Consider the following 23,191-nt stretch of genomic DNA (forward strand, 5'->3'; position numbering starts at 1 on the left):
GTCACAAGGTTATCGTCCGGGAGGCAAGGTCGGAAACAGAATTCAATTCCCCTTCCAGCAGACCATGGGCAAGCAGGTAACCGCGCGTGTCCAGCGCGCGGACGAACTCCACCACTGCCAGCCCGCGCTGCTCCAACAGGGGCTCAAGTTCCGCCTCTGGCAGGTATCGCTCCCGGCTGTGTGGCGTCCCGTGCGTGCGGTACCGCTCGTTGATGCCGCGGGCGGCCAGCCGGTAGCCCTCGGCGATCTCCTCGTCGGAGTCGCCCGCCAGGTCCTGGATCATGGCTGCCACCAGTCCGCTGCGGTCGCGGCCCGCGGCGCAGTGCAGCACGACGTCTCCCCGGGGTGCAGCAAGGGCTAAAGCCCGGAAAACGCCCACCAGTTTCCCCGGGAACAGCCTGGCATTCTCGGAATAGTGCACTGGATCGTTCAGGTACGGTCCTGTGACGGCCGTGAACCGCGGGTCGCCCGCCTCCTCGGTGGGCGCCTGGACCACATCGAAAGCCGCCCATGCGCTGGCCGGCACCAGCGGATCAGCGTCCCGGCGCCGCCCCTCGCCGGGGTTCCGCAGATCCACCACGGTGCGGACGCCGTCGTCGGACGCCTGTTTCCACCCCTCCTGGGTCAGCCACTCACGCCGCCCCATCCGGTAGATTCCACCGGATACGCGCCACGCATTGACCGCACCGTCCCAGTCCACGGACCTGCCCTGTTCGCCCATCCGCACAGCTAACCACACGCTGCTGGAGGATGCCCCCAAAGCCGCCCACCGGGAAGGGTAGAAAGGCCCCATGACGCGCCCATGGCTCCGATCGTAATGTGGCATCACGCATTGACCTGCACGGTCATTCACGTTCGAAGGAGAACTACGTGGGACATTCACCAGTACGACGGCGTTGCGCAGCCCTCCTAGCCGGCCTTGCCACCTTGGCGATGACGCTTGGCTTCACGGCCCTACCAGCCGAAGCAGCGACGGCGTCACGGGACGTCGACTACGTCGCCTTGGGGGACTCCTACACCGCAGGCACAGGGGCGGACACCAGTCTTCGCACTGCCTGGGGCCCCTTTCTTCCGACTTTGCCTTGCACTCAAACGCATAAGGGTTACGTCGACATCGTGGACGGAGCGGACTTGGTCAATCTTGCGGCCAACGCAGCGTGCCACGGGTCTCTGCTGGCCAAGCCCACGTGGGACGGCGTTCCCAGCGTGACCGATCAACTGGCCACACTCACCACGTCAGGGGCTCTGTCCAAAGATACTGAACTGGTCAGCATGACGGCGGGTGCCAATGACGTTGGCGTCAATACTGTCCTCTATGTGTGCGCCACCTCTGCAGCCGCAACCTGCAGTCAGGCAGTTGACGCCGCGGCCGCCACTATGCCCGCAGTTGGTGCAAACCTGGTCAAGGTGCTATCCGCCATCCACAAGCAGGCGCCCCGGGCGCGGATCGTGGTGCTCGGATACCCCCGATTGTTCAATACCGCGGGAGCTCCCATTATCCCTGTTGATAATCAGAATCTTGTCAACCGGGGAACCACGTTGCTGAACACCACCATTGCCTCATCCGTCGCGGCGGCCAATATCTTGTATGGCGCCAATTCACAGTACGTCGATGTCACGAGCGGGTTTGCCGGCCACGAAGTGAACACAGCACTCCCTTGGATCTTTCTTGCCACCTCAGTGGACACCAACGGGGTTCTGCAGTTCGATCCCCGCAGTTTCCATCCAACGCAGGAGGGACATGCACAGTACGCGGCCGCCCTGCTCTCGTCCGTTAGGCTCGCGCAACTCGCCCGCCCTTAGCCTTCGCCTAAGCCCGCCGGTCCAGCCGGTACTCAAGCCCCGCGCGGACAGCCGGCCATTCGTGCTCCAGGATGGAGAACACCACGGTGTCGCGCAGGTTGCCGTCGCTGGTCCGTGAATGGCTGCGGAGCACGCCGTCCTGCTTGGCGCCCAGCCGTGCGATGGCCTTCCGCGACTGGTGGTTGAGCCAGTGCGTGCGGAACTCCACGGCCGGGCAGCCCAGCACTTCGAAGGCATGCCGGAGGAGCAGGAGCTTGGAGTCGGGATTGGTTCCTGTCCCCTGCACGGAGGCTGCGTTCCAGGTGGAGCCGATCTCCACCCTGGGCGTGGCCGGGTCGATGTTCATGTAGGTGGTCATGCCGATGATGCGGCCCGGCCCACCCGTTCCCGGATCAATGAGCCGGGTGGTGAAGGGCAGCATGGAGCCCAGCTCCTGCAGGGCGAGCCGGCGCCGGATCTCCGCGGCCATGGCGTCCGGTTCCGGAACCGAGGTGTACCAGAGCTTCCAAAGCTCGCCGTCCCTGGCTGCTTCCAGCAAGCCGTCGTGGTGTTCCACCGCCAGCGGCTCCAGGATTACATGCCGGCCGGTCAGGGTAAGGGGTTCAAGGAAAGTCACTGCACCAGCCTAGGACCATCCACCGGGGCCGGTTACGCTGGGAAAGCCCAGACCGCGAGCAAGGGAGTTAACGTGTCAGGAACCAATCCGGACCCGGAAGACGACAAGATCACCGGCCTGGAGCCCGGCGGCGGCGTGCCCCCGGGAGAAACCCCACCGGGCGAAGGTTCGGTGGCGGGAACCCAGGAGCCCCGCCAGCCGGGGTCTGGCAGGGGGCAGCAGATCTTCTGGCTGGCGGCCATCGGAGCGGGCGTGCTTTTGTTCCTGCTGTACTTCATCGGCTACATCGTGGGCTTTTTCGACTAGGGCGTTTTCCGGCCGGCAGTCAGCCTAGCTGGGCCAGTCGAAGAATCCCTTGCCGGTCTTGCGGCCGAGCTCACCGCGCGCCACCTTGTCGCGCAGGATCTGCGGCGGCGCGAACCGCTCGCCCAGCGTCGACTGCAGGTATTCGGCGATGCCCAGGCGGACGTCCAGGCCGACGATGTCAGTGGTCTTGAGCGGGCCGGTGGGGTGTTTGTAGCCCAGCACCATGGCGGCGTCGATGTCTTCCGCCGACGCCACGCCTTCCTCCACCATCCGCATCGCCTCCAAAGCAAGGGCTACGCCAAGGCGGGAGGAGGCAAAACCCGGAGCATCGTTGACGACGACGGCGGTCTTGCCGAGTGCCTCCACCCAGGTTTTTGCCGCGGCAGCGAGTTCGGGAGACGTTTGTTCGCCCAGCACCACCTCGATAAGCGTGGATGCCGGTACAGGGTTGAAGAAGTGCAGGCCGAGGAAGTTCCCGGGCCGCTTCAATTCACGGGCCAGGCCGTTCACGGACAGCGAGGACGTGTTGGACGCGATGTAGCCGTCCTGGCCCAGCCGTTCCTCGATTCCCCTCAAAGCCGTGACTTTGAGGTCCCAGTCCTCGGGGACGGCTTCGACCACCAGCTGGCGGTCTTTGAACGCGTCGTAGTCGGTGCTGACGGTCAGCCGGGTCACCAGCTCTTCGAAGTTGGCATCCACTGCACCGCGCTCCATGCTCTTCAATGCAGCGGACTGCACCCGTTCCTGCGCGGCTTCGGCGGAGACGTCGTCGCGCTCCACCACCAGCACGTTGGCGCCCTTGATCAGGAAGGCGTGGGCGATGCCCGCGCCCATGCGGCCGCCGCCCAGCACGCCGACGAAGGCGGGAAGGCCGGGGGCTACTGATGAATTACTCATGGTCTACTTTCCGTCGGCGGGGTTGGCGGAGGCGGCTGCCTTCTTCGCCGCATTGCGGTCCAGGAACGCCTGCATCCGGTCGAATTTGGCCTGGGACTCGAAGAGGATTCCCTGGGCCAGCTGGTCGATGAGCGGGTGTGCTTCGGCGGGCGCGTGGAACACAGATTTGGTGATGCGGACGGCCAGCGGATCCTGCCGCCCGATCCTGTTGGCCAGGCTGTGGGCCGCGTCCAGGAGATCGGCGGGGTCGTGGATTTCCGTGATGAGGTTGGCGGCCTTGGCTTCGTCGGCGCCGAGGACCAGCCCCGCGAGCAGGATCTGCTTGGCCAGCGGCTCGCCCACAAGTTCCCGGAGCCGCCAGCTGGCACCGGCCGCGGCCAGGATTCCCAGCCCCGTTTCCGGGTTGCCGATCCGGACGCTGGGGGTGCCGATGCGGAAGTCCGCGGCGTAGGCAAGTTCCGCGCCGCCACCGAGGCAGTAGCCGTCCAGCGCGGCGATGACCGGCATGGGCAGCTTGGCGATCCGCACGAAAATGGTGGAGTTGATGCCCTGCAGGGCGTCGTCCCGCCGGCGTTCGCGCAGCTGGGCAATATCGGCGCCGGAGGCGAAGACCCCGTCCACGCCGGCGATGATCAGCACTTTGGGGTTCTGTTCCAGGGCTGCGCAGACGGTGTGGAGTTCGTCCACCATCTGCTGGTCGATCGCATTCTTTACCTGGGGCCTGTTGAGCAGTACCACCACCCGGTCTTCGCGTTCCTCGACGAGGAGCGCGGAGAAGTTTCCTGTGGCGAGGTCCACCGGGGCCGCCATCAGATCTTCTCCAGCAGCATCGCGGTGCCCTGTCCCACGCCGACGCACATGGTGGCCAGGCCGTACTTGGCATCCTCGCGTTCCATCCGCCCCAGCAGGGTGATGGCAATCCGCGAGCCGCTGGAACCGAGCGGGTGTCCCAGGGCGATGGCGCCGCCGTCGCGGTTCACGATTTCCGGTTCCAATCCCAGGCGGCGGATGCAGGCCAGGGACTGCGTGGCGAAGGCTTCATTAAGCTCGACGGCGGACAGGTCGCCGACGCTCAGGCCGCTCCGCTTGAGCACCTTCTGGGTGGCGGGCACTGGGCCGATGCCCATGATCTCGGGCTCGCAGCCGGCAGAGGCGCCGTCGATGATGCGTGCCCGGGGAATGAGGCCAAGCCGTTCGATGGCTGCTTCGGAGGCGATGATGATGGCGGAGGCTCCGTCGTTCAGGGATGAGGAGTTCCCGGCCGTGACCACGGAGCCACCGTGCGCCACGGGCCTGAGCTTGGCGAGGACGTCCAGGGTGGTGCCGGGGCGGGGGCCTTCGTCCGTGTCCACCACAGTCTCGGATTTGCGGGTCTTGACCGTGACCGGCACGATCTCATCCTTGAACCGGCCGGCTTCGATGGCGTCGAGGGCCAACTGGTGGGACCGGACGGCAAACGCGTCAGCGTCGTCGCGGGAGATGCCGTCGACGCGGGCCACCTCCTCCGCCGTTTCGGGCATGGAGTAGGTCATCTTCCCGTCCCGGGACAGCTCGCCGCGCTGGAAGTGGGGATTGGTGAAACGCCAGCCGATGGAGGTATCGAAGATCTGGCCAGGCTTGGCGAACGCAGCAGTGGGTTTTTCCTGGACCCAGGGGGCGCGGCTCATGGATTCCACGCCGCCGGCGATCACAATGTCCGCAGCGCCGGCCTTGATCATGTGGCTGGCCTGGATGATGGCGCTCAGACCCGACGCGCAGAGCCGGTTGACCGTAATTCCGGGAATATGAAGCGGCAACCCGGCGAGCAGGGTGGCCATCCGGGCCACGTTGCGGTTTTCCTCGCCCGCACCGTTGGCGTTGCCCAGAATGACTTCGTCGATGCTCTCCGGGTCGAGCCCTGCCCGTTCCACTGCCTCGCGGACCACCAGGGCCGCAAGATCATCCGGCCGCACGGCGGACAACGCCCCACCGTACCTGCCCACGGGCGTTCGGACGCCGCCAACAAGGAAAGCCTGTGGACCTGCGGTTGCAGCCATGGAAACACCCTTCACGCGATAAACAGCACTGTCATCGGCGGTTGGCACAGCGGAATCCTCCACTTACCGACCGTTCGTTCTGTAAATGGTACACGGCGGGGTCATGCTGCGCATCCGGTTACAGGACAGTTACCCCCAGATGCGCGGCGATTAGGGGCGCCAGGAGGCCCAACTGGTACTCGTCGATGACCAGCCCTGACAGGCTGCCCAGGCCGCTGATCTTCCGGAATTCCGTGCCCCTGAGGTCGAAGTCCTTCAATGTGGTTCCGGCCAGGTCCAGCGATCCAATGGTGCAGTCCTCCAGCTTCACCCTTGTGGCGGTGGCAGCCCCCAGGTCCAGTTCGTTGATGATGCAGCCGCTGATCAGCACGTCGGTGAGCTTGGCCCCCCGGAGGTTGAGGAAGTCCACCTTGCCGCCGTCGATCCGGACGGACTGCCAGCCACTCTCATAGAGTTCCGCGGAGCCCAGGCGCGGATTGCGGAACTCGACCTCTCGCCAGGTGCTGCGGGCCCCGCGGAACACGGGTGCATACAGCTCCCCGAGGATGCTGTCGCGGAATGAGGCACCGCGCAGCTGCGCCTCATTGAAGGAAGCACCCTCAAAAAGGCATTCAGAAAAGACCGTTCCGCCAAGTTCCAGCCCATCACCGTCAATGCGGCTGAACCGAACATTGTCATGCCTGCCGGCGTGCTGGATGGTGACTTCCGGGGAGTCTTCGAGGTCCGGCAGCTGCACCGGGGAGAGCCTGGGCGCCACAACTGCCGCGGGCCGCCTGCCACGCACTTTATCCATAGCCCCGAGCCTAGCGCCGGCCCCGGCAAGGAACACCACACGGGAGGGCTTGAAACAGTAAGCAGGCTTTGCTTACTGTGAAGGGGCACGGTTGATCGACGGAAACGAAAGGAGGCCGGAACCATGGGCCTCGGAGACAAGATCAGTAACGCGGCAGAGGACCTGGGCGGCAAGGCCAAGGAAGCTGCAGGCAACGCGACCGACAACGACCGCCTGAAGGCAGAAGGCCAGGCCGACCAGGTCAAGGCGGATGCCAAGAAGGTGGGCGAAAGCGTCAAGGACGAATTCAAGCGAGACTAGTCCTCGCTGGGGCAGCCGCAGCGAAGGGCGTGCTGCCACAGCCAAAACGGCGGCGGATCCATTGGATCTGCCGCCGTTTCGCTGTCCCCCACCATCGATTGCTGAGTAGATGCCGTTTTGAGTCCGTAAACGGCATCTACTCAGCAGTCGATAGGGTTACCAGCCGCTGCGGGTGGGGGTGTGCCCCTGGCGGGAGTCGTCCGGCATGGTCATTTCGGCGCGCAGCCCGAGGAGCCGGACAGGACGCCCCGGCTCGATCTTCTCGGCCAGCTCAAGGGCCTTGGCCAACACCTCTGCGGCATCGGTGGTCACCGGGATCTTGCGGCCATAGGTCTTCGTGGTGAAGGGGGCGTAGCGCACCTTCAGGGTCAGGCCCACCACGGGCCGCCCCTCGGCAGCGACATCCTCCAGGACGTGCGCGGCAAGCTCGCGGACGGCGTCGTCAATCTGTTGCGGCTCCGTCAGGTCCCGCTGGAAGGTTGTTTCACGGCTGTGCCCCCGCGCCACCCAGGGCGTGTCATCGACGGTCCGGGAACCGTCGCCCCGGCCGAGCTGTGCATACCAGGGCCCCATTTTTGGACCGAATTCGGGAACCAGGTCAACGGGGTTGGCCGCTGCCAGTTCGGCAACGGTCTTGATGCCCAGGGTGGCGAGACGGCGGGACACCGCCTTTCCCACACCCCACAGCTCAATCGTGGGCCGCTCCCCCATGACCCCCAGCCAGTTGCCCTCCGTCAGCCGGAAAACGCCCGCGGGTTTACCGAACGTCGTCGCGACCTTGGCCCGGACCAGGGTGTCGCCGATGCCGACGCTGCAGTGCAGCCGGGTTTCCGCCAGGACTGCCTCCTGCAGCCGGCGGGCGAAGGCTTCGGGATCGGCCGTTTCAAGGCCGACGAATGCCTCGTCCCAGCCAAGCACCTGTACCGTGGCTCCCGGCTGGGAACGGAGCACTGTCATGACTTCGTCCGATGCTTCCAGGTAGGCCTCGTGGTCCACCGGCAGGATCACCGCGTCCGGTACTTTCCGCGCCGCGATCCGCAGTGGCATGCCGGACCCCACGCCGTAGGCCCGTGCCTCATAGGACGCCGTAGACACTACGGCGCGCTCGGTGGGATCGCCACGGCCGCCGACGATAACCGGCCTGCCCGCCAGCTCGGGGCGGCGCAGCACCTCGACGGCCGCGATGAACTGGTCCAGGTCCACATGCAGCACCCACGGTTCGCTCACAGGCCCAAGTCTCCCCCGGCGGACCGCCCGGCACCACCCCGGCCACCCGCCGTCGTAATTCGCAGGCGCAACCCGCGCGACATCCCGGGAGCGGCCGATTAGCCTTGGCCAATGACGAACGTAGACCTGAGCGCAGAAAGCGCCGCTGCCGGCGGCTCGCCCTCCCTGAAGGGCTACCTGGCCGTACCGGAAGGAGAAGGGCCTTTTCCCGGCGTCGTGATGATCCATGAAGCATTCGGCCTGGATGACCAGACCCGGCGGCACGCGGACCGGCTGGCAAAGGCCGGATACCTCACCCTGGCGGTGGACCTGTACAGCGACGGCGGCCCGCGGCGCTGCCTGGTAGGAACCATGCGCGCCATGGCGGCCAGGACGGGCCTGCCCTTCATCGACATCGCCACCGCGCGCACGTGGCTGGCGAAGTCGGACCTGGGCAACGGCAGGACCGGGGTGATCGGCTTCTGCATGGGCGGCGGTTTTGCCCTGCTCACCGCGCGGGACGGGTTCGACGCCGCCTCCGTCAACTACGGCCGGCTCCCGGGCAAGCAGCAGCAGGACCTGGTGGAGGCGCTGCGCGGTTCCTGCCCCATCGTGGCCAACTACGGCGGCGCAGACAGGTCCCTGAAGGGGGCCGCGGGGCGGCTCGAAGCAGCCCTGGACCAGTTGGGCATCGAGCACAGCGTGAAGGAGTTTCCCGGCGCCGGCCACGCCTTCCTTAACGACGAAGAAATGGGGCCGGTACTCCTGAGCCCGCTGATGCGGGTCATGGGAGTGGGGCCGGACCCGGAGTCCGCGCCCGAGGCCTGGCAGCGGATTGTGGACTTCTTCGCACGGCACCTGAAGGAAGAGGACCCCACCGCCCAATCGAGTGCTCCGTAACGGCCCTTGTGAGGCTCCAAAAGGGCGCCTGCTCAGCAGTCGATGAGGTTTAACGCACGACGGCGGGCAGCCCACCAAAGTGGGCCGCCCGCCGTCGAACGTTGTCTGGAGTGCTAGCTGAAGAGCTCGCTCTTGGGCTGGTTGTTCTTGACCTTCTGCCAGCCCAGCCACAGGACCACGGCAAAGAACGGGATGGTGGCCAGCGTCCACAGGCCCAGGTAGAACACTTCGCCGTCCTTGCTGGTCATGGTGTCAAAACCGATGAGCACGGTGATGGCAAGCAGGGCGATGAGGCCGGCCCAACTGGTCCAGGGTGAGCCCGGCATGGGCAGGCTGGAGACGTTGCCCTTCTTCTTCCGCAGCGCGATCTGGCTGGCAAAAATGGAGCCCCACGTGAAGATCACGCCGATGGAGGCGGTGTTCAGCGCAAGGTCGAAGGCGTGCGAGCCGCCCAGCCAGATGTTGAGGAGGATACCCACCAGGTAGACGGCGCCGATGGCCAGGATGGCCGCGTAAGGCACGTGGCGGGTGGACATGCGGGTCAGCCACTGCGGGGCGTGTCCGTTGTTGGCCATGGTGCGGAAGATCCGGCCGATCGAGTACAGGCCCGAATTGCAGGAGGACAGGGCGGCGGTGATGACGATCATGTTCATGACGTCACCCATCCACGGCAGCCCCATCTGTCCGAAGACCGTGACGAACGGCGAGGTGCCGGCATGGTACTGGTCGGAGGGAAGCAGCATGGCGAGCAGGGTCACGGAGCCGACGTAGAAAACGACGATGCGCAGGACGACGGCGCGGATCGCCTTGGGAACTTCGCGTTCCGGGTTCTGCATCTCGCCTGCGGTGATGCCCACCAGTTCGATGGCGTTGTAGGCGAAGATCACCGCGTTCAGGACCAGGATCATGACCAGCGCGCCCTTGGGGAACATGCCGCCGTCGGCCGCGAAGAGGTTGTTGACGGAGGCGTGGCCCTCGCCCACCTTGGCGTTGGTGACCACCATGAAGGTGCCCACGGCCAGGAAGATGACGATTGCGGCAACCTTCAGGACGGAAGCCCAGAATTCGAACTCGCCGAATGCCTTCACGCTGAACAGGTTCACGGCCACCAGCAGCACCAGCGCTGCGATGGCGGACAGTTCAACGGGGACGTTGGGGAAGAAGAACTGGAAGTACAGGCCGATGGCAATGAGCTCGGCAATGCCGGTCATGGCCCAGTTGATGAAGTACATCCACCCGGAGAGGAAGGCGCCCTTCTTGCCGAACATTTCGCCGGCGTAGCTGACGAACGAGCCGGAGGTCTGGCGGTACATGATGAGCTCGCCCAGGGCCCGCATGAGCAGGTAGGCAATGACGCCGGCGATGGCGTAGGAGAAGATCAGGGCGGGGCCCGTGGAGGCAAGGCGTCCGCCGGCACCCATGAAGAGGCCGACGCCGATTGCGCCGCCCATGGCGATCATGGTGACGTGGCGTCGGCCCAGGGTCTTTTTGTAGCCCTCGGCGCTGAGGGACGGGTCGACGGCGGAGGTTGGCGCCGTGCTGTTCTTGAGGTCTGTGGGGGTACTTTGAGGCACAACTGTTCCTTGTGGGTTGGGGGTTGGCCGCATCCGGTCTTCGTATGATCAAGCTCACAAAATTCGGCCTTTAGGCCTTGGGACCAGCAGATGTGAGGGTGGATCGGCCGAACTGCCGAAGCTTCACGCGACGTGACCATCTTACAAGACGGTCCGGGGTGGTACGTGACGCGCACTACACGGCCGCCCCCGGCGATAGGCTTGGGGCATGGCCACAGCCCACCGCTTACCGCCCGCCCCGCAGCCGCAGCTGTACCGATTTTCCCGGCTGGACCTGGCCACACTGGGCCTCTACGTTGCCATCGCCGGCTTCTTTGCGGTTGCCGGCAACGTACTCGCACCTTTGCTTCGGCAGCTCGCCCCGTCCCCCGCAGCGGCGTCCTACGCAGTGAACCTGCTGTTCTATGCTTCGGTGGGAATACTGGCATTCCTGGCCGCCCGCGGCGTGGTGGTCCGGGACCTCAAGGTCCTGGCAACCCGGCCCTGGTTCACGCTGCTGATGGTGCCGGCAGCCGTGATCGCCATGATGATCCTCACCGCCGTCGTGGTGGCCGCCAACGGGCAGGTTGAAACCTCCGCCAACCAGGCGGGGCTGCAGGCGCTGATGCAGCAGGTCCCGGCTTGGCTCATGGTTCCGCTGCTGGTGGTGGTGGGTCCGTTCGTGGAGGAGTACATCTTCCGCCACCTCCTTATTGGGAAGATGTCCCGGCGCGTGAACATCTGGATCTGCTGCGCGCTTTCGGTGGCGCTCTTCGCCGCGCTCCACATCGTGGGCCAGGAGGCGGTGACCCTGACGGCGCTGCTCCCCTACCTGGCCATGGGCGCCACGCTGGTGTTCGTCTATATGTGGACCGGGAAGAACGTGATGTTCTCCTACTTCGTCCATGCCGCCAAGAACCTCCTGGCAGTGGTCCTGGTGTACGCCATCCCGCCGGAACTGATCAGCCACATGCAGAACGTCCAGGCCTGAGCACCTGCACCGGACCTTCCCCAACGCGCCGCCCGCCCTTACCGTGGACGGATGGGACTGAACATCCAGATCGTTGTCGATTCCGCCAGCCCGCACGAGCTCGCCGACTGGTGGGCCGAAACCCTGCAGTGGGCGGTGGAGCCGCAGGACGCAGGCTTCATCCGCTCGATGATCGAGCAGGGCTACGCCACCGAAAACCAGACCATGACGCACCGCGGGAACCTGGTGTGGAAGGACGGCGCGGCCATCCGGCCGCCGGAGGAGATCGAGTCGAAAGCCCCCGAGCGGCGCATCCTGTTCCAGACCGCACCCGAGGGAAAAACGGTGAAGAACCGGGTGCACTGGGACGTCAGGCTGGACGGCCGGGACAAGGACGAGGTGCGGCGCGAACTCGAGGCCCGGGGCGCTTCCTTCCTCTGGTCGGCACGGCAGGGCCCGCACTCCTGGCACACCATGGCGGACCCTGAGGGCAACGAGTTCTGCATCAGCTGACGCCGATTACTAGACTTGGACGGTGAGCAACCAGATCCCCGCCCCGGTGTCCGATGTCTTCGATCCCATGCGCTGGCGGGTGGTCTCCGGCTTTGACGACTTCCAGGACATGACGTACCACCGCCAGGTGGAGCGGGATTCCGACGGCGGCTGGGTGCGTGACCTGCCAACGGTCCGCATCGCCTTCAACCGCCCGGAGGTCCGCAACGCCTTCCGGCCCGGGACCGTGGACGAGCTCTACCGGGCCATGGACCACGCCCGGATGACACCGGACGTCGCCACCGTCCTGCTGACCGGCAACGGCCCCTCCCCCAAGGACGGCGGCCATTCCTTCTGCTCCGGCGGCGACCAGCGTATCCGCGGCCGGGACGGCTACCGGTACGCCGACGGCGAGACCCAGGAAACCATCGACCCCGCCCGTGCCGGCAGGCTCCACATCCTTGAGGTCCAGCGGCTCATGCGGACCATGCCCAAGGTGGTCATCGCCGTCGTCAATGGCTGGGCGGCCGGCGGCGGCCACTCACTGCACGTCGTATCAGACCTGACCATCGCCTCCCGGCAGCACGGCAAGTTCAAGCAGACCGACGCCACGGTGGGAAGCTTCGACGCCGGCTACGGCTCGGCGCTCCTGGCCCGGCAGGTGGGCCAGAAAACGGCCCGCGAGATCTTCTTCCTGGCCCGCGAATATTCCGCAGACGACATGGTCCGCATGGGCGCTGTCAACGAGGCCGTGGACCACGGGCGCCTGGAGGAGGTGGCCCTGGAGTACGCCGCGGACATCGCACGGCAGTCCCCGCAGGCCATCCGCATGCTGAAGTTTGCGTTCAACCTGGCCGACGACGGACTGGCCGGCCAGCAGGTGTTCGCCGGCGAAGCCACCCGGCTGGCCTACATGACGGACGAAGCCGTGGAGGGCAAGGAGGCCTTCCTGCAAAAACGCGACCCCGACTGGTCACGCTTCCCGCACTATTTCTAAGGCAGGACGGCAATGAACAGCGAAGACTCACCGAGCACGGCCCACGGCGGGCCGCTCAACGTCGAACCCGCGCTGAAGGCCCTCGCGGCCGCCCTCCATGGCGAGGGCCCCGCCGTCGAACTGTCCGTGGGGCCGGACGGCGGCCTCGTCGTCGGGCACGTGGAGACCCCAGGCTGCGACGACGCCGTGGCCGTGGTCCGCACCTCGGGCTCCACCGGGGCGCCCAAGGCGACCCTGCTGACCGTGGAGTGCCTGGCGGCCTCCTCGATGGCCACCGCGCTGCGGCTCAAGGGCGAGGGGCAATGGCTGCTGGCCCTGCCCGTCCAGTTCGTCGCCGGCATCCAGGTGCTGGTGCGGTCCCTCTTTGCCGGCACCCGGCCCTGGGTCATGGACATGTCCGGTGGCTTCACCCCGGAGGCCTTCACCGCCGCCGCGCTGGAACTGACGGACAGGATCCGGTTCACGTCCCTGGTCCCCACGCAGCTCCAGCGGCTCCTGGACCAGCCCTCCCCCGAGACCCTAGCGGTGCTGCGGCGCTTCAACGCGGTCCTGCTGGGCGGGGCGCCTGCGTCCCCGGCGCTGCTGGCTGCAGCGCGGGACGCCGGAGTGCGGGTGGTCACCACGTACGGTTCCGCGGAAACGTCCGGCGGCTGCGTGTACGACGGCTACCCCCTGGAAGGCGTCTCCGTCCGGGTGGCGGAAGACGGCCGGATCCTGTTGGGCGGGGACACCGTGGCTGCCGGGTACATCGAAGCCCCTGATGAAGAGACCGGGACGTTCTTCGAGGAGGACGGCGTGCGCTGGTACCGCACCAGCGACCTTGGCTCGATCGACGACGACGGCCGCCTCACCGTGCTGGGGCGTGCCGACGACGTCATCATCACCGGCGGCGTCAAGGTCTCGGCCGGCCACGTGCAGGAGCAGCTGGAAAAGTCCGACGCCGTCGCGGCAGCTTTCGTGGCCGGCGTGCCTTCCGCCGAATGGGGCCAGGCGGTGGCGGCCTACGTGGCGCTGGCACCCAACGGTGGAGCCGCCGGGGGTACCGCCGGGGAAGCTGGCTCCGGGCAGGAAGCCGGGGATCCCGCCGTCGTTCTTCAACGGCACTGGCAGCAGGAACTGGGGGTCCTGGCGCCCAAAACGGTCCTCACCGCGCCGGCGCTGCGGATGCTGCCGAACGGAAAGCCTGACCGGCTCGCCATGACCGCCGAACTCAGCACGCAGCATGGGGGAAAGTAGAGTGGACCTGCACCACCGCGGCGGGTGCGCACGTTCCATCCAGCCGTCTTACCGAAACAACACGAGGTACTAACCGTGGCAACAGCCGCCCAATGGATCCAAGGCGCCCGACTCCGGACGCTGCCGGCAGCGATCGCGCCGGTGCTGATCGGCTCTGCCGCAGCCTATGAAATGGGCTCGTTCCTCCTGCCCAACGCCATCCTCGCGGCGCTGGTGGCGCTCCTGCTGCAGGTGGGCGTGAACTTCGCCAACGACTACTCGGACGGCATCCGCGGCACCGACGACGACCGTGTGGGCCCGCTGCGGCTGGTGGGCTCCGGCGCCGCCAAGCCGGAACACGTCAAATGGGCGGCGTTCGGAACGTTCGCGCTGGCCATGGTGTTCGGCCTGGTCCTGGTGGTCCTCACCCAGGCCTGGTGGCTGATCCTGGTGGGCCTGGGCTGCGTCATGGCGGCATGGGGCTACACGGGCGGCAAGAACCCCTACGGCTACATGGGCCTGGGCGACCTGTTCGTGTTCGTCTTCTTCGGCCTGGTGGCCACCTTGGGCACCACCTACACCCAGGCCGGGCACATCAGCCTGTCCGCGGTCATCGGCGCCATCGGTACCGGCCTGATCGCCACCGCACTGCTGATGGCCAACAACGTCCGGGACATTCCCACGGACATGCAGGCGGGCAAGAAGACCCTGGCCGTGCGGCTTGGCGACAAGCACGCGCGCGAAAGCTACGTCCTGATGCTCGCCGTCGCGATCCTGCTGGTGGTGATCCTGGCACCCGGCCGGCCGTGGATCCTGATTGTGCTGCTGCTCATTCCGGCGTGCCTTATGCCGGCCTGGCTGATGATCAACGGGCGCAAGCGCAAGAGCCTGATCCCGGTCCTGAAGCAGACCGGCCTGATCAACCTCGGCTACAGCGTGCTGTTCTCACTGGGGCTGATCCTCAGCCACGGGTTCTAGCTCTTCTTGCCGCTGCCCTTGGCGTTGTTGATGGTGATGTCAGGGTTGGCGTCCAGCAGGGCGTCTTCGGCGTTGGCGTCCTGGACCTCGCCGGCGGAACGCATCGGCTTGGCCTTCCCCGAAAAGCGGTACTGCAGGGCTGCGGAGGCGGCGTCGCGCTGCTTCTGGAAGAAGAGGTAGCTGATGGCGAAGGCAATGAGCGCGGCACAGATGACGGCCATCAGCGCCCCGACCTGCAGGAGCATGAACAGGACGAACAAGGGCAGGAAGATCGCCAGGCGGATCAGGGAATATTTCAAAAAGGCCACTATTCAAGTTTAGCCGCCCCGGCCAGGGGCCCCTGCGCGTCCTGACGATAGACTTAATGGCATGCTCTTCCGTGTGGCTTTGGCCGTCGCAGTCCTCGTCATCTTTGTGTATGGCCTGGTGGACGTGATCCGCACTGAAGGCCGCCTGACCCGCGGGATTTCGAAACCCGCGTGGATCATCGTCCAAATTGTCCTGCCCGTCCTCGGCGCCATCCTGTGGCTGCTGATCGGCCGGCCGCGGGGCACTGTGCAGCCACGGCCCAGCTACCCGCACCCCACCGCTCCGGATGATGACCCGGACTTCCTCCGCAACCTTGAGGCACGCCGCCGCAACCAGGCCGAGGCCGAGCGCCTCCGGAAACTCCGCGACGACCTCGAGTCCAAGGCCAAGGAGGACGGCGGGAAGCACCAGCACGGCACGGACGAACACGATACCGACGGACTGAAATAGCGCCCATGGCGTCCCCAGCCGGCGGCGAAGAACGGCGCCTGTCCGCTCCCCCACCAAGGCCCGGTCTGTCCTACTCCGCCCCACCGCCCATCCCGGCCACCCCCGCGGTGCCGCGCACCATCCGTGCCGCCCGCGCATTCTGGCTCTTCAGCTTCGCCGCCGGACTGGCCGTCCTGCTGGGGTCCTTCGCAGCCCGCGACTCCAACCTGCAGCGGCTTCGCGGGGTGGTGGCGGGCATGGCCGCAGGCCGCGACGCCGAATCGGTGGGCACCGCGGCGAACATCGTGTTTTGGGGCAGCATCCTCGCCCTGCTCCTGGTGACGGTGCTTGAGGCCGCTGTGCTGGCCGCCGTGCTGGGCCGCAGGACCTGGGCCCGCTGGACGTTGGTCCTGCTGCTGACCATCCATGTGCCCATCATGGTCCTCGCCTCCGCATTCCTGGTCCCCGGGGGTGCCGCGGGCAGCTACGTGGTGATGCTGTGGGGCGCGGGGCTGCTCCTGGCCCTGGCAGGACTGGTGCTCCTGTTCCTGCCTCCTGCAGCAGCGTGGCTGAAGGGCGGGCGCGGGCAGGGCTGAGCGTACCCCTACGCTGACTGCGGCTGCCGGGCCGTGCCCGTTTCCCTGCCGGTGCAATCCACCAGCACGCCCTCGCAGCTGCGGATGACTACGCGGCAGGCTTCCACGGCGGAGCGTGCGGTCAGGGGGTTCTCGGACACCCTGCGCCAGCGGGCCAGCACGCGGCGTGCCTCGGTGGCGAGCGCCTCCGGACCCGTGCCGGACGCCACGCCCAGCCGCTGGCTTGCTTCGGCGCCCAGGCCCCCGATCAGCCGTTCGGCTTCCGCCGCCAGCTCCGGGGCCAGTTCCACGCCCGTAGTCCGGAGCGCGGCCAGCAACCTCAGCTCGCGGAATTCGTGTGCGTTGGCCTGCAGCCGCTCCAGGGCCTCTGCCAGGCGTTCGGTCCCTTCCCGGGGCCGGCTGGCCAGCAGGCTTTCCACGGCTGCCAGCGCCGTCCGGGCTTTCAGTGCTTCTGCCCTCGCTTTGAACTGGCGGTCCAGCAGCTCCAGCAATGGATCCAGTCCGCTGCGCCTGGCCAGTTCGTGGGCCAGTGGGGTGGGGTCGCCAAACCCGTTGCGGACCAGGACCACCGACAGCCGGATGCCGAAGAGCCCGTAGCGTTCCAGCAGTGACGCGCGGGCGTCTTCCGCCAGTTCCAGCGGTTCCGCTGAGCGGCGGAACCTGTCTGCCGAGAGCATCATCTTCTCGCGGGCAGCCCGGTCAACGGTGGCCAGGAGCTGGAGGGCTTCGAAGTCCGCCTGGCGCAGGGTGCGGGCGCTTTGGGCCAGGAGCCCCGCCACGGGGACGACGCCGAGCGCGAGCTTCCGGAGGCTGGGGTCCCGGCTGTACCGTTCCGCGATGGCACCGGCGGACAACAGCGAATCGATGCGCCCGGCTCCCACCTCGTCCGCCCGCGAGAGCACCGCGATGGCATTGACGGTGCCCGAGCGGCCGGCCGCCGTGTCGCGAAAGGACTCGAGGAACCTGATATCGGATGCGTGCAGGTGCCGCAGCAGATAGATCACGGCGTCAGCTTCCGACGCCGAATCTTCCGGGGTGAGGAACCTGACCGACCGCGCGGACACCTCCTGGGAAAGGGAGGCGATCCCGGGGGTGTCGATCAGGGTCATGGCCTGCAGGGCCGGGGAAGGCCATTCGACGTCGAGGCGTTCAACTTCTTCCGCCTGAGCGCCGTCGAGGACGAAGACCAGGCGGCCGTCTGCGCGCTTCAGGGGGAGGTTCCGGGGCTCGCCGTCGAAAGGATGCAACGTGATGCGGGGTGTGTGGCCGTACCGGTACCAGGTGACAATCCGGGTGCACTCGCCGGTGTCGGTGGGGGCGATTTCCTCGCCGATGATGGCGTTCAGGAGGGTGGATTTTCCGGCTTTCACCATTCCTGCAATGGCAATCCTCAGGGGCTCGGCCAACCGCTGTGCATGGCCCCGCAACGCCTTGGTGGCGAGCGGGTCATCCGCATAGACCTCAAGTGCCTCCCGGATCAGTCCTGCAGCTCCGGCCGTGGTTGACGCCGTCATCCCACCCCCGCTGCAGAACGGCTTCCAGCGGCGGAAACCTCGGCGGCCACCGCTTCAGCGGCGCGGTGCAGGGCATCAACCTTCCTTAGTTCGGCCCTGATGTCCCGCATGCGGCCCTCCTTTTCCTGGGCATAGGAATTGGCTGCCTTCTGGGCTGCTGCCACCGAATCCGACAGCGACCGGTGGTATTCGTCGGCGATCTCGGTGAAGTGGTCCCGGATGGTGCGCTGCACCAGGCGCAACCTGTCCTTTAACTGCTTTCCCACCTGGAATGTCACATCGTCCAACTGCCGTCTGACCAGCGCCTTCGCCTCCCCCTGGCGGCGCTTCAGCCGCGTTTCCTTGTCCTCCCGGTAGGCCTTGCGTCCCAGCAGCAGCCCGGCGCCCACCGAGAGCGGATTGATCAGGGCCATCCCGAAAATCCCGGTCAGGAGGCCGAACATCAGGACGCCGCCGTAGGACCCGCGCATGCCGATGAGGACTTTTTGGATCGGGTTCACGCGGCCGGGGTCCAGCTCCGGCATCTGGTCCACCGGGTCCAGCGCGTCTCCGGACTCCGAGACATGCAGGACGGGCAGGGCCACTTCGTCGGCGGCGAAGTGCTCGGCCACCTGTGCCGCCAGCCATTGCGACCGCTCGCTGGTCCAGACGAACGTGTCCGAAACCGCAGCGGCGACGCATTCCTCAAGCCACTGGGAGAATTGCGTCCAGACCGGTCCGGGGTCGCCCTGGTCGATGGCGGTCTCGGCTTCCCGCAGGATCCGGCGCAGGCGGTCACGGAGGTCGTACTCCATGTCGGCGATGAGATCGTTGATGCCGTCGCTAAGCGTCAGCTGCCACCGCGCGGACCGTTTCCGCAGTTCGTCCGCCTCCGTCTTGGCCTGTTCCAGGGCCGCGAGCATCTGCGGGGTGCCGCCGGGGTTCTCCAGCGCCTCAAGCTCGGACTGCAGGGACAGTCGGAGGTTTTCGGTGACGGAGAGCAGGTCCTGGCTGACGGAGCGCCGCTGGATGCGCTGGGCCTTTCCCACGACGTCGTTGCGCAGGTGGGCCACCAGGTCCGGGAAGCCCGATTCACTGTTGAGCTCGGCGTCCTGGAGACGTGACGCCTCCAGGCGGAGGTCGGCCGACAGCGGGAACAGCGGGATGTCCGGTGCCACCTGCTCCAGGTGGGCCCGGTCCAGCTCTTCGACACGCCGCCAGTCGGGGTAGAGGTCGGTCTTGGACAGGACAGCGGCCACGCTGGGGGTGATCCGCATGGCCTGGCGCAGGAACCGCAGCTCCGGCTCGGTGTACTCCTGGGATGCGTCCGAGACCAGCAGCATGGCATCCGCGGTGGGGAGGGCGGTGAGGGTGGTGAGGGTGTGGGCGGAGCCCATGCCGCCAACGCCCGGGGAGTCGATAATGGTGAGGCCCCCGGTCAGGATGCGGCGGGGCAGGCAGACTTCGGCAGCTGTGAAATTGCGGCTGTTTCCCGGGTTGCCCTGCTCCGAAACAAGTGCCGGCAGGTCTGAAAGTTCGACGGGGCGGCGCTCCACGCTGTCCTCCGGGGGCGGCCCTGCAGCGTCCCCGGCCGGCGTATCCGCAGCGGGGACCAGGACGGCGGCCGAGGCCGGATCTCCGTAGCGGACGATCGTGGGCAGCGAGGTGGCAATGTCGTCGTCCACCGGGCAGACCGGAGCGTTCAGCAAAGCATTGATGAGCTTGCTCTTGCCCTGTTTGAACTCCCCCACCACGATGACCCTGATGCTGGGGTCCTGCAGCCGGGCCATGGCCTGGCCCAGCCTCCGGCGGAGGTCGGCGCGGTCCCCGTCGCCCACCAGCTGGAGCCCCTGTTCCAGGAGCTTGACCAGCTGCCCGGCGGTCATGGGCCCCGGTGGCCTTGCCGGTCCTGCCTCTGCCACAGCGTGTCCCCCTGCCCAGTGTCCCCTGCCCAGTGCCCGCCCGCCGGGCGGTTCGCCTTACGGAACTAGCGTGTTACAGCGCGGTGGAGTCGTCAACCACTGCATCATCGATGGTGGGGTGGTTGTCCAGGTCAACATCAGTGTGGGTGGAGTTGTCCTCCGTGAAGTCGAGTTGATTGTCCGCGACCACCAGGTTGTCCTCAACGATGCTCGTGGCCCGGTTGTCTTGGAAGGAGTCGTCCACGTGGACCTCAACTGCTGTGCTGGTGTAACTGTCCTGGTTGAAGGAATCGTCCACATCCACGGAACTGTTCGTGGAGTTGCCGGAATTGTCGTTGAACGAGTCCCTGGCGTCGAGGTCCATCTCGGTGTTGACGGAGTGGTCCGAATAGTCCGGGTGGTAGGAATTGTCCGAGCTGTCGTTGAAGGAATCGTCCACGTCCAGGCCGAGGTCGTTGTTGAAGGAGCCGGAGATGTCCGTCTCCTCGGTTCCGATGCCGACGTCGCCGCCGGCATGGACGGAATTGTCCGTGGAGTAATCGGATGAGTGGTCGGTGTTGTAGGAATCCCTGGCATTGTTGGAGTCCCGGACAGCGGCGTCGTCGCCGGCGGCCACGGCGCGGTCTCCCGAAGCCACCACGGCGTGGGTGTCGAACCACTGCTCCACGTCCCCATGCGCCCAGATGTTCTGGTTTACGGACTGGTCCGTGATGGTATCCCGGTCGTCCAGCATGGTGGTCTGCGTGGTGTAAGAGAAGTGGTTCACCACGTTTTGGAGCTGCTGTACTGCGTGGGCGTGGTCATCGTGGTCGTAGTTGGCGCTGCCATAGCCGGCAGCCATCCCGCCGGCGTGGATCGCGGAGGCGCTTCCGGCATGCGTGGCGGAAGCACCTGCGGACCCGTGCCACACGCTGCCGGCGTTTCCCCGGACGAAGGACAGTGCGTTGAGGGTGATGGGCGCGTAGTCAAGGACGACTGGCATCGCGGCGTCAACGTCAGCCGAGCACACGTTGGCCAGCCCGTGTTCCTCAAGCGCCCGTTCCGGGTCATCCAGGAACTCCTGGATCGCTTCCCGGTTCCCAAAAAGTTGCATGAGGAACTGGACAAGGTCATTTGCGAGTGTTGGCATATGCGTGGTCCTCACATCTTCGTTGAGTTGTGGATCATCCGGTGAACGTATCTGGGTGCTTCCAACCTAGATTCGTCGCCGGGGACAGGGCATCGGGCGCATCCCCCCTACCCGTAAATGCCCTTCCGGGGCACCACCACCTCCGCGCCTAGGGGTATTAGGGTTATTCCTGCTGTGGATTCAGCTGCTGGGAATGTTCCACGCCGAGGGACAGGCGCAGGCGGGCCAGCAGGTCGGACCTGTTTTCCGCCCCCAGCCGGCGCCGGATCCTGGCTATGTGGTGCTCCGCCGTCCTGGGTGAGATGTAGATTGCCTCGCCGATCTCCCGGTACGTCTTGCCTTCAAGCACCAGCCTGGCCACTTCCTTTTCGCGCTCGCTCAAACCGGACGCGTCCGGCGGGGCCCCTTTGCCTCCGCTGTCGCCGGCGTTGCCTGCCTGCACTTCTGCTGCCCCCGAAGCTGCGCCGACGGGACTCCCCTGCGGATGAAGGTCCCGGGCGCACGAAAGCAGCCGCATCATGTCCCGTCGCTCCTCGGCCCGCGCTGCGGCGTGGCCGGCGAGCCGAGCACCCTCCCATGGCATTCCCACCGCACCGAGCAGCCTTGCCGCCCCCTCCACCTCCGCGGTCCGGAACCTGCCGGCCAGCACGGAGACCCAGGCTTTGCCTGCCGTGGCGAGGACCGCGGCGAGCTGGCTGTGGGCGGACGCCCGTGCCAGTGCGGTTGCGTGCGGGGCGAGATCGGCCGGGCTTTCGCTCAGCAGCGCAGCCTGCACGGCGGACCAGTGCAGGGGAACGGCCCACAGTGCAGGGCCGCCCAGGCGCCCCAGCAGCTTCCAGGCGTCTTCGAGGTACTGCGCCACGCGGCGCGTCTCGCGCAGCCTTGCCGCTGCGATCAGCAGTTCCCCCCACGGCAACAGGTTGTACAGGTCCACCGATGTGTGGAGCATGGCTTCGCGCGCCCGCTCCCACGCCCTGATCAGTTCAGGAACATCGCCGTTCCTGCGGGCGAGCCCCACTTCCAGTGCCGCTCCCATGAACTCATCACGTGGGACCAGCGGCCAATGATTTGCTTTGGCCGCCTCCGTGGCCGCCAGGCGGGCGTCCTCAAGCTTGTCCTGCATCATGGCTGCCCAGGCCTGGAGCAGCAGGAGCCTGGGCTGGGCAGTATGGCCGCCCTGCCCGGCTGCTGCGGCTGCCCGGCAGACCGTTTCGGCCAGGTGCGGTTCCCCGCTGTGCAGGGCCAGCAGGGCGGCCAGCGCTGCAGGCGTCTCCGGCAGCGGAAGGGCCGTGCCCGCAGAGTTCAGCATGTCCGAGGCGTGGATCAGGATGGGGATGCCCTGGTGCGGCTTGTCTCCCAGCGATGCGAGGATTCCCTGGCCGGTCTGCACCAGGGCGGCTGCGAGGAGCGTTGGCGAGGCCGCCGGAGCATCGGGCTGGAAGAAGGCCTCCGCCGCGGCCCGGTCACCTGCGCCGATCATTGCGACGGCGGCGAGCGGCGCGGAGGGGCCCACCCGTCCTGGGCCGAGCCAGCTGTAGACGTCTGCGCCGCGGGCCAGCATGCCGCGTTGCGCCCACACGGACGCTGCGACGTCGGCTCCGCGGCGCACATCCGGCGGATCCGGGCTGACCAGGAGGGCGTCGATGATGCGTGCCGCTGCGTCGAGTTCCCCGTCACCGGCGGCGGCCTGGGCGCGCCTGGCCGCCACAGCAAGTGGATCGGCGCCGGCCAGGAGTGCTTCCTCGTAGAGTTGCGTGGCTAGCCGGGGGTCGGTTTCAAGCATGGCGTCAGCCGCTTGTTCCAGTTCCGCGGCCACGCGGTGATCCGCCAGGCCGCCCCTGGCCAGCTCGCGGGCCAGGTTGCCAAGGGGTTGGCCGGCGGACGCGAAGACCGTGACCAGCTCACGCTGGAGGGCGTGGACTTTGGCGGTGGGCGCGGCGCTCAGCAGCGCGTGTTGGGCGGTCCCCACCACCGTCCCGTCCGGAGTCAGCAGTCCGGCTGCTTCGGCGCGGTCCACCAGGGAGTCGAGGTCCTCCACGGTGCCGCTCATGAACTTGTGCTGGAGGTCCGCGGGCAGCGGGCCCGGCAGGGCGAAGCCGACCGAGAGGGCCAGCAGCAGCTCCCGCAGGGCAGCGTTCGCGCCTTTCAGCTGTTTGGCCATCAGCTCCGCCACATGGGGTGGGTGCCCCTGGTGGTCCGGTGCGGTGTGCAGTGGTACGGGCCGCTCTGCCCGCTGCAGGTTTCCATCCAT

General features: G+C 66.9%; 24 protein-coding genes. 11 read left to right on the forward strand and 13 right to left on the reverse strand.

Going from position 1 to position 23,191, the window contains the following annotated elements; all coding sequences use genetic code 11:
- Position 1: 1 nt before the first annotated feature.
- Entirely contained in the window at positions 2 to 721 is a 720-nt protein-coding gene (locus ACFVTD_RS04325; RefSeq protein WP_387558973.1) for a tyrosine-protein phosphatase, read from the reverse strand.
- A gap of 212 nt (positions 722 to 933) precedes the next feature.
- Here ACFVTD_RS04325 and ACFVTD_RS04330 point away from each other — a divergent pair, with 212 nt between their 5' ends.
- The gene (locus ACFVTD_RS04330) at positions 934 to 1,803 is read left to right on the forward strand and encodes an SGNH/GDSL hydrolase family protein (RefSeq protein WP_387558976.1); all 870 of its coding nucleotides are present in this window, start codon (positions 934 to 936) and stop codon (positions 1,801 to 1,803) included.
- Positions 1,804 to 1,810: 7 nt separating this feature from the next.
- Here the strand turns inward: ACFVTD_RS04330 and ACFVTD_RS04335 are convergent, their stop codons facing one another.
- A complete protein-coding gene (locus ACFVTD_RS04335; RefSeq protein WP_387558527.1) occupies positions 1,811 to 2,419 on the reverse strand; it encodes a GNAT family N-acetyltransferase in 609 nt (202 codons plus the stop codon).
- A gap of 72 nt (positions 2,420 to 2,491) precedes the next feature.
- Between ACFVTD_RS04335 and ACFVTD_RS04340 the strand changes: the two genes are divergently transcribed.
- A complete protein-coding gene (locus tag ACFVTD_RS04340; RefSeq protein WP_141159459.1) occupies positions 2,492 to 2,725 on the forward strand; it encodes a DUF6480 family protein in 234 nt (77 codons plus the stop codon).
- A gap of 24 nt (positions 2,726 to 2,749) precedes the next feature.
- Here the strand turns inward: ACFVTD_RS04340 and ACFVTD_RS04345 are convergent, their stop codons facing one another.
- The 4 genes from ACFVTD_RS04345 to ACFVTD_RS04360 form a co-directional block, all read right to left on the reverse strand.
- Complete coding sequence (locus ACFVTD_RS04345) at positions 2,750 to 3,622, reverse strand: 3-hydroxyacyl-CoA dehydrogenase family protein (RefSeq protein WP_387558530.1); 873 nt, start codon at positions 3,620 to 3,622, stop codon at positions 2,750 to 2,752.
- A 3-nt stretch (positions 3,623 to 3,625) separates the two neighbouring features.
- Positions 3,626 to 4,432, reverse strand: a complete 807-nt coding sequence (locus ACFVTD_RS04350) for an enoyl-CoA hydratase/isomerase family protein (protein ID WP_387558533.1) — start codon at positions 4,430 to 4,432, stop codon at positions 3,626 to 3,628.
- The gene (locus tag ACFVTD_RS04355; RefSeq protein ID WP_387558536.1) at positions 4,432 to 5,658 is read right to left on the reverse strand and encodes a thiolase family protein; all 1,227 of its coding nucleotides are present in this window, start codon (positions 5,656 to 5,658) and stop codon (positions 4,432 to 4,434) included. The genes ACFVTD_RS04350 and ACFVTD_RS04355 overlap by 1 nt, the downstream gene beginning before the upstream one ends.
- Positions 5,659 to 5,776: 118 nt before the next feature.
- On the reverse strand, positions 5,777 to 6,451 hold the full coding sequence (locus ACFVTD_RS04360; RefSeq protein WP_387558539.1) for a pentapeptide repeat-containing protein: 675 nt from the start codon (positions 6,449 to 6,451) through the stop codon (positions 5,777 to 5,779).
- A gap of 123 nt (positions 6,452 to 6,574) precedes the next feature.
- Here ACFVTD_RS04360 and ACFVTD_RS04365 point away from each other — a divergent pair, with 123 nt between their 5' ends.
- Entirely contained in the window at positions 6,575 to 6,751 is a 177-nt protein-coding gene (locus ACFVTD_RS04365; protein ID WP_043452369.1) for a CsbD family protein, read from the forward strand.
- Positions 6,752 to 6,907: 156 nt separating this feature from the next.
- On the opposite strand, the gene ACFVTD_RS04370 is transcribed toward ACFVTD_RS04365, so the two are convergent.
- A complete protein-coding gene (locus tag ACFVTD_RS04370) occupies positions 6,908 to 7,963 on the reverse strand; it encodes a DNA polymerase IV (protein ID WP_387558979.1) in 1,056 nt (351 codons plus the stop codon).
- Positions 7,964 to 8,089: 126 nt separating this feature from the next.
- Between ACFVTD_RS04370 and ACFVTD_RS04375 the strand changes: the two genes are divergently transcribed.
- A complete protein-coding gene (locus tag ACFVTD_RS04375; RefSeq protein ID WP_387558542.1) occupies positions 8,090 to 8,857 on the forward strand; it encodes a dienelactone hydrolase family protein in 768 nt (255 codons plus the stop codon).
- Positions 8,858 to 8,970: 113 nt separating this feature from the next.
- Here the strand turns inward: ACFVTD_RS04375 and ACFVTD_RS04380 are convergent, their stop codons facing one another.
- A complete protein-coding gene (locus tag ACFVTD_RS04380) occupies positions 8,971 to 10,431 on the reverse strand; it encodes an amino acid permease (RefSeq protein ID WP_387558545.1) in 1,461 nt (486 codons plus the stop codon).
- Positions 10,432 to 10,639: 208 nt separating this feature from the next.
- On the opposite strand from ACFVTD_RS04380, the gene ACFVTD_RS04385 reads away from it, so the two are divergent.
- The 5 genes from ACFVTD_RS04385 (at position 10,640) to ACFVTD_RS04405 (ending at position 15,062) form a co-directional block, all read left to right on the forward strand.
- Positions 10,640 to 11,401: a CPBP family intramembrane glutamic endopeptidase gene (locus tag ACFVTD_RS04385; RefSeq protein ID WP_387558548.1), complete on the forward strand. Its 762-nt coding sequence runs from the start codon at positions 10,640 to 10,642 to the stop codon at positions 11,399 to 11,401.
- Between the two features lie 51 nt (positions 11,402 to 11,452).
- Positions 11,453 to 11,893 (forward strand): VOC family protein, encoded by a 441-nt coding sequence (locus tag ACFVTD_RS04390; protein ID WP_387558550.1) that lies wholly within the window; start codon positions 11,453 to 11,455, stop codon positions 11,891 to 11,893.
- A gap of 22 nt (positions 11,894 to 11,915) precedes the next feature.
- Complete coding sequence (locus tag ACFVTD_RS04395) at positions 11,916 to 12,869, forward strand: 1,4-dihydroxy-2-naphthoyl-CoA synthase (RefSeq protein ID WP_387558553.1); 954 nt, start codon at positions 11,916 to 11,918, stop codon at positions 12,867 to 12,869.
- A 12-nt stretch (positions 12,870 to 12,881) separates the two neighbouring features.
- Positions 12,882 to 14,105 (forward strand): AMP-binding protein, encoded by a 1,224-nt coding sequence (locus ACFVTD_RS04400; RefSeq protein WP_387558556.1) that lies wholly within the window; start codon positions 12,882 to 12,884, stop codon positions 14,103 to 14,105.
- Between the two features lie 75 nt (positions 14,106 to 14,180).
- A complete protein-coding gene (locus ACFVTD_RS04405; protein WP_387558559.1) occupies positions 14,181 to 15,062 on the forward strand; it encodes a 1,4-dihydroxy-2-naphthoate polyprenyltransferase in 882 nt (293 codons plus the stop codon).
- On the opposite strand, the gene ACFVTD_RS04410 is transcribed toward ACFVTD_RS04405, so the two are convergent.
- On the reverse strand, positions 15,059 to 15,370 hold the full coding sequence (locus ACFVTD_RS04410) for a DUF4229 domain-containing protein (RefSeq protein WP_387558562.1): 312 nt from the start codon (positions 15,368 to 15,370) through the stop codon (positions 15,059 to 15,061). The genes ACFVTD_RS04405 and ACFVTD_RS04410 overlap by 4 nt on opposite strands.
- 61 nt (positions 15,371 to 15,431) lie before the next feature.
- On the opposite strand from ACFVTD_RS04410, the gene ACFVTD_RS04415 reads away from it, so the two are divergent.
- Together ACFVTD_RS04415 and ACFVTD_RS04420 are read left to right on the forward strand one after the other, a co-directional pair.
- On the forward strand, positions 15,432 to 15,821 hold the full coding sequence (locus ACFVTD_RS04415; RefSeq protein ID WP_387558565.1) for a PLDc N-terminal domain-containing protein: 390 nt from the start codon (positions 15,432 to 15,434) through the stop codon (positions 15,819 to 15,821).
- A 5-nt stretch (positions 15,822 to 15,826) separates the two neighbouring features.
- Positions 15,827 to 16,396 carry a hypothetical protein gene (locus tag ACFVTD_RS04420; protein WP_387558568.1) on the forward strand — a complete coding sequence of 190 codons (570 nt, stop codon included), beginning with the start codon at positions 15,827 to 15,829 and terminating at the stop codon, positions 16,394 to 16,396.
- Positions 16,397 to 16,404: 8 nt separating this feature from the next.
- Here ACFVTD_RS04420 and ACFVTD_RS04425 read toward each other — a convergent pair whose 3' ends face one another.
- The 4 genes from ACFVTD_RS04425 to ACFVTD_RS04440 form a co-directional block, all read right to left on the reverse strand.
- Positions 16,405 to 17,910 carry a dynamin family protein gene (locus ACFVTD_RS04425; RefSeq protein ID WP_387558571.1) on the reverse strand — a complete coding sequence of 502 codons (1,506 nt, stop codon included), beginning with the start codon at positions 17,908 to 17,910 and terminating at the stop codon, positions 16,405 to 16,407.
- On the reverse strand, positions 17,907 to 19,775 hold the full coding sequence (locus ACFVTD_RS04430; protein ID WP_387558574.1) for a dynamin family protein: 1,869 nt from the start codon (positions 19,773 to 19,775) through the stop codon (positions 17,907 to 17,909). The genes ACFVTD_RS04425 and ACFVTD_RS04430 overlap by 4 nt, the downstream gene beginning before the upstream one ends.
- A gap of 109 nt (positions 19,776 to 19,884) precedes the next feature.
- Positions 19,885 to 20,940 carry an IniB N-terminal domain-containing protein gene (locus ACFVTD_RS04435; protein WP_387558577.1) on the reverse strand — a complete coding sequence of 352 codons (1,056 nt, stop codon included), beginning with the start codon at positions 20,938 to 20,940 and terminating at the stop codon, positions 19,885 to 19,887.
- Positions 20,941 to 21,103: 163 nt separating this feature from the next.
- A complete protein-coding gene (locus ACFVTD_RS04440; RefSeq protein ID WP_387558579.1) occupies positions 21,104 to 23,191 on the reverse strand; it encodes a LuxR C-terminal-related transcriptional regulator in 2,088 nt (695 codons plus the stop codon).

Origin of the sequence: Pseudarthrobacter sp. NPDC058119 (assembly GCF_042884655.1) — a bacterium.
Lineage (GTDB): Bacteria > Actinomycetota > Actinomycetes > Actinomycetales > Micrococcaceae > Arthrobacter.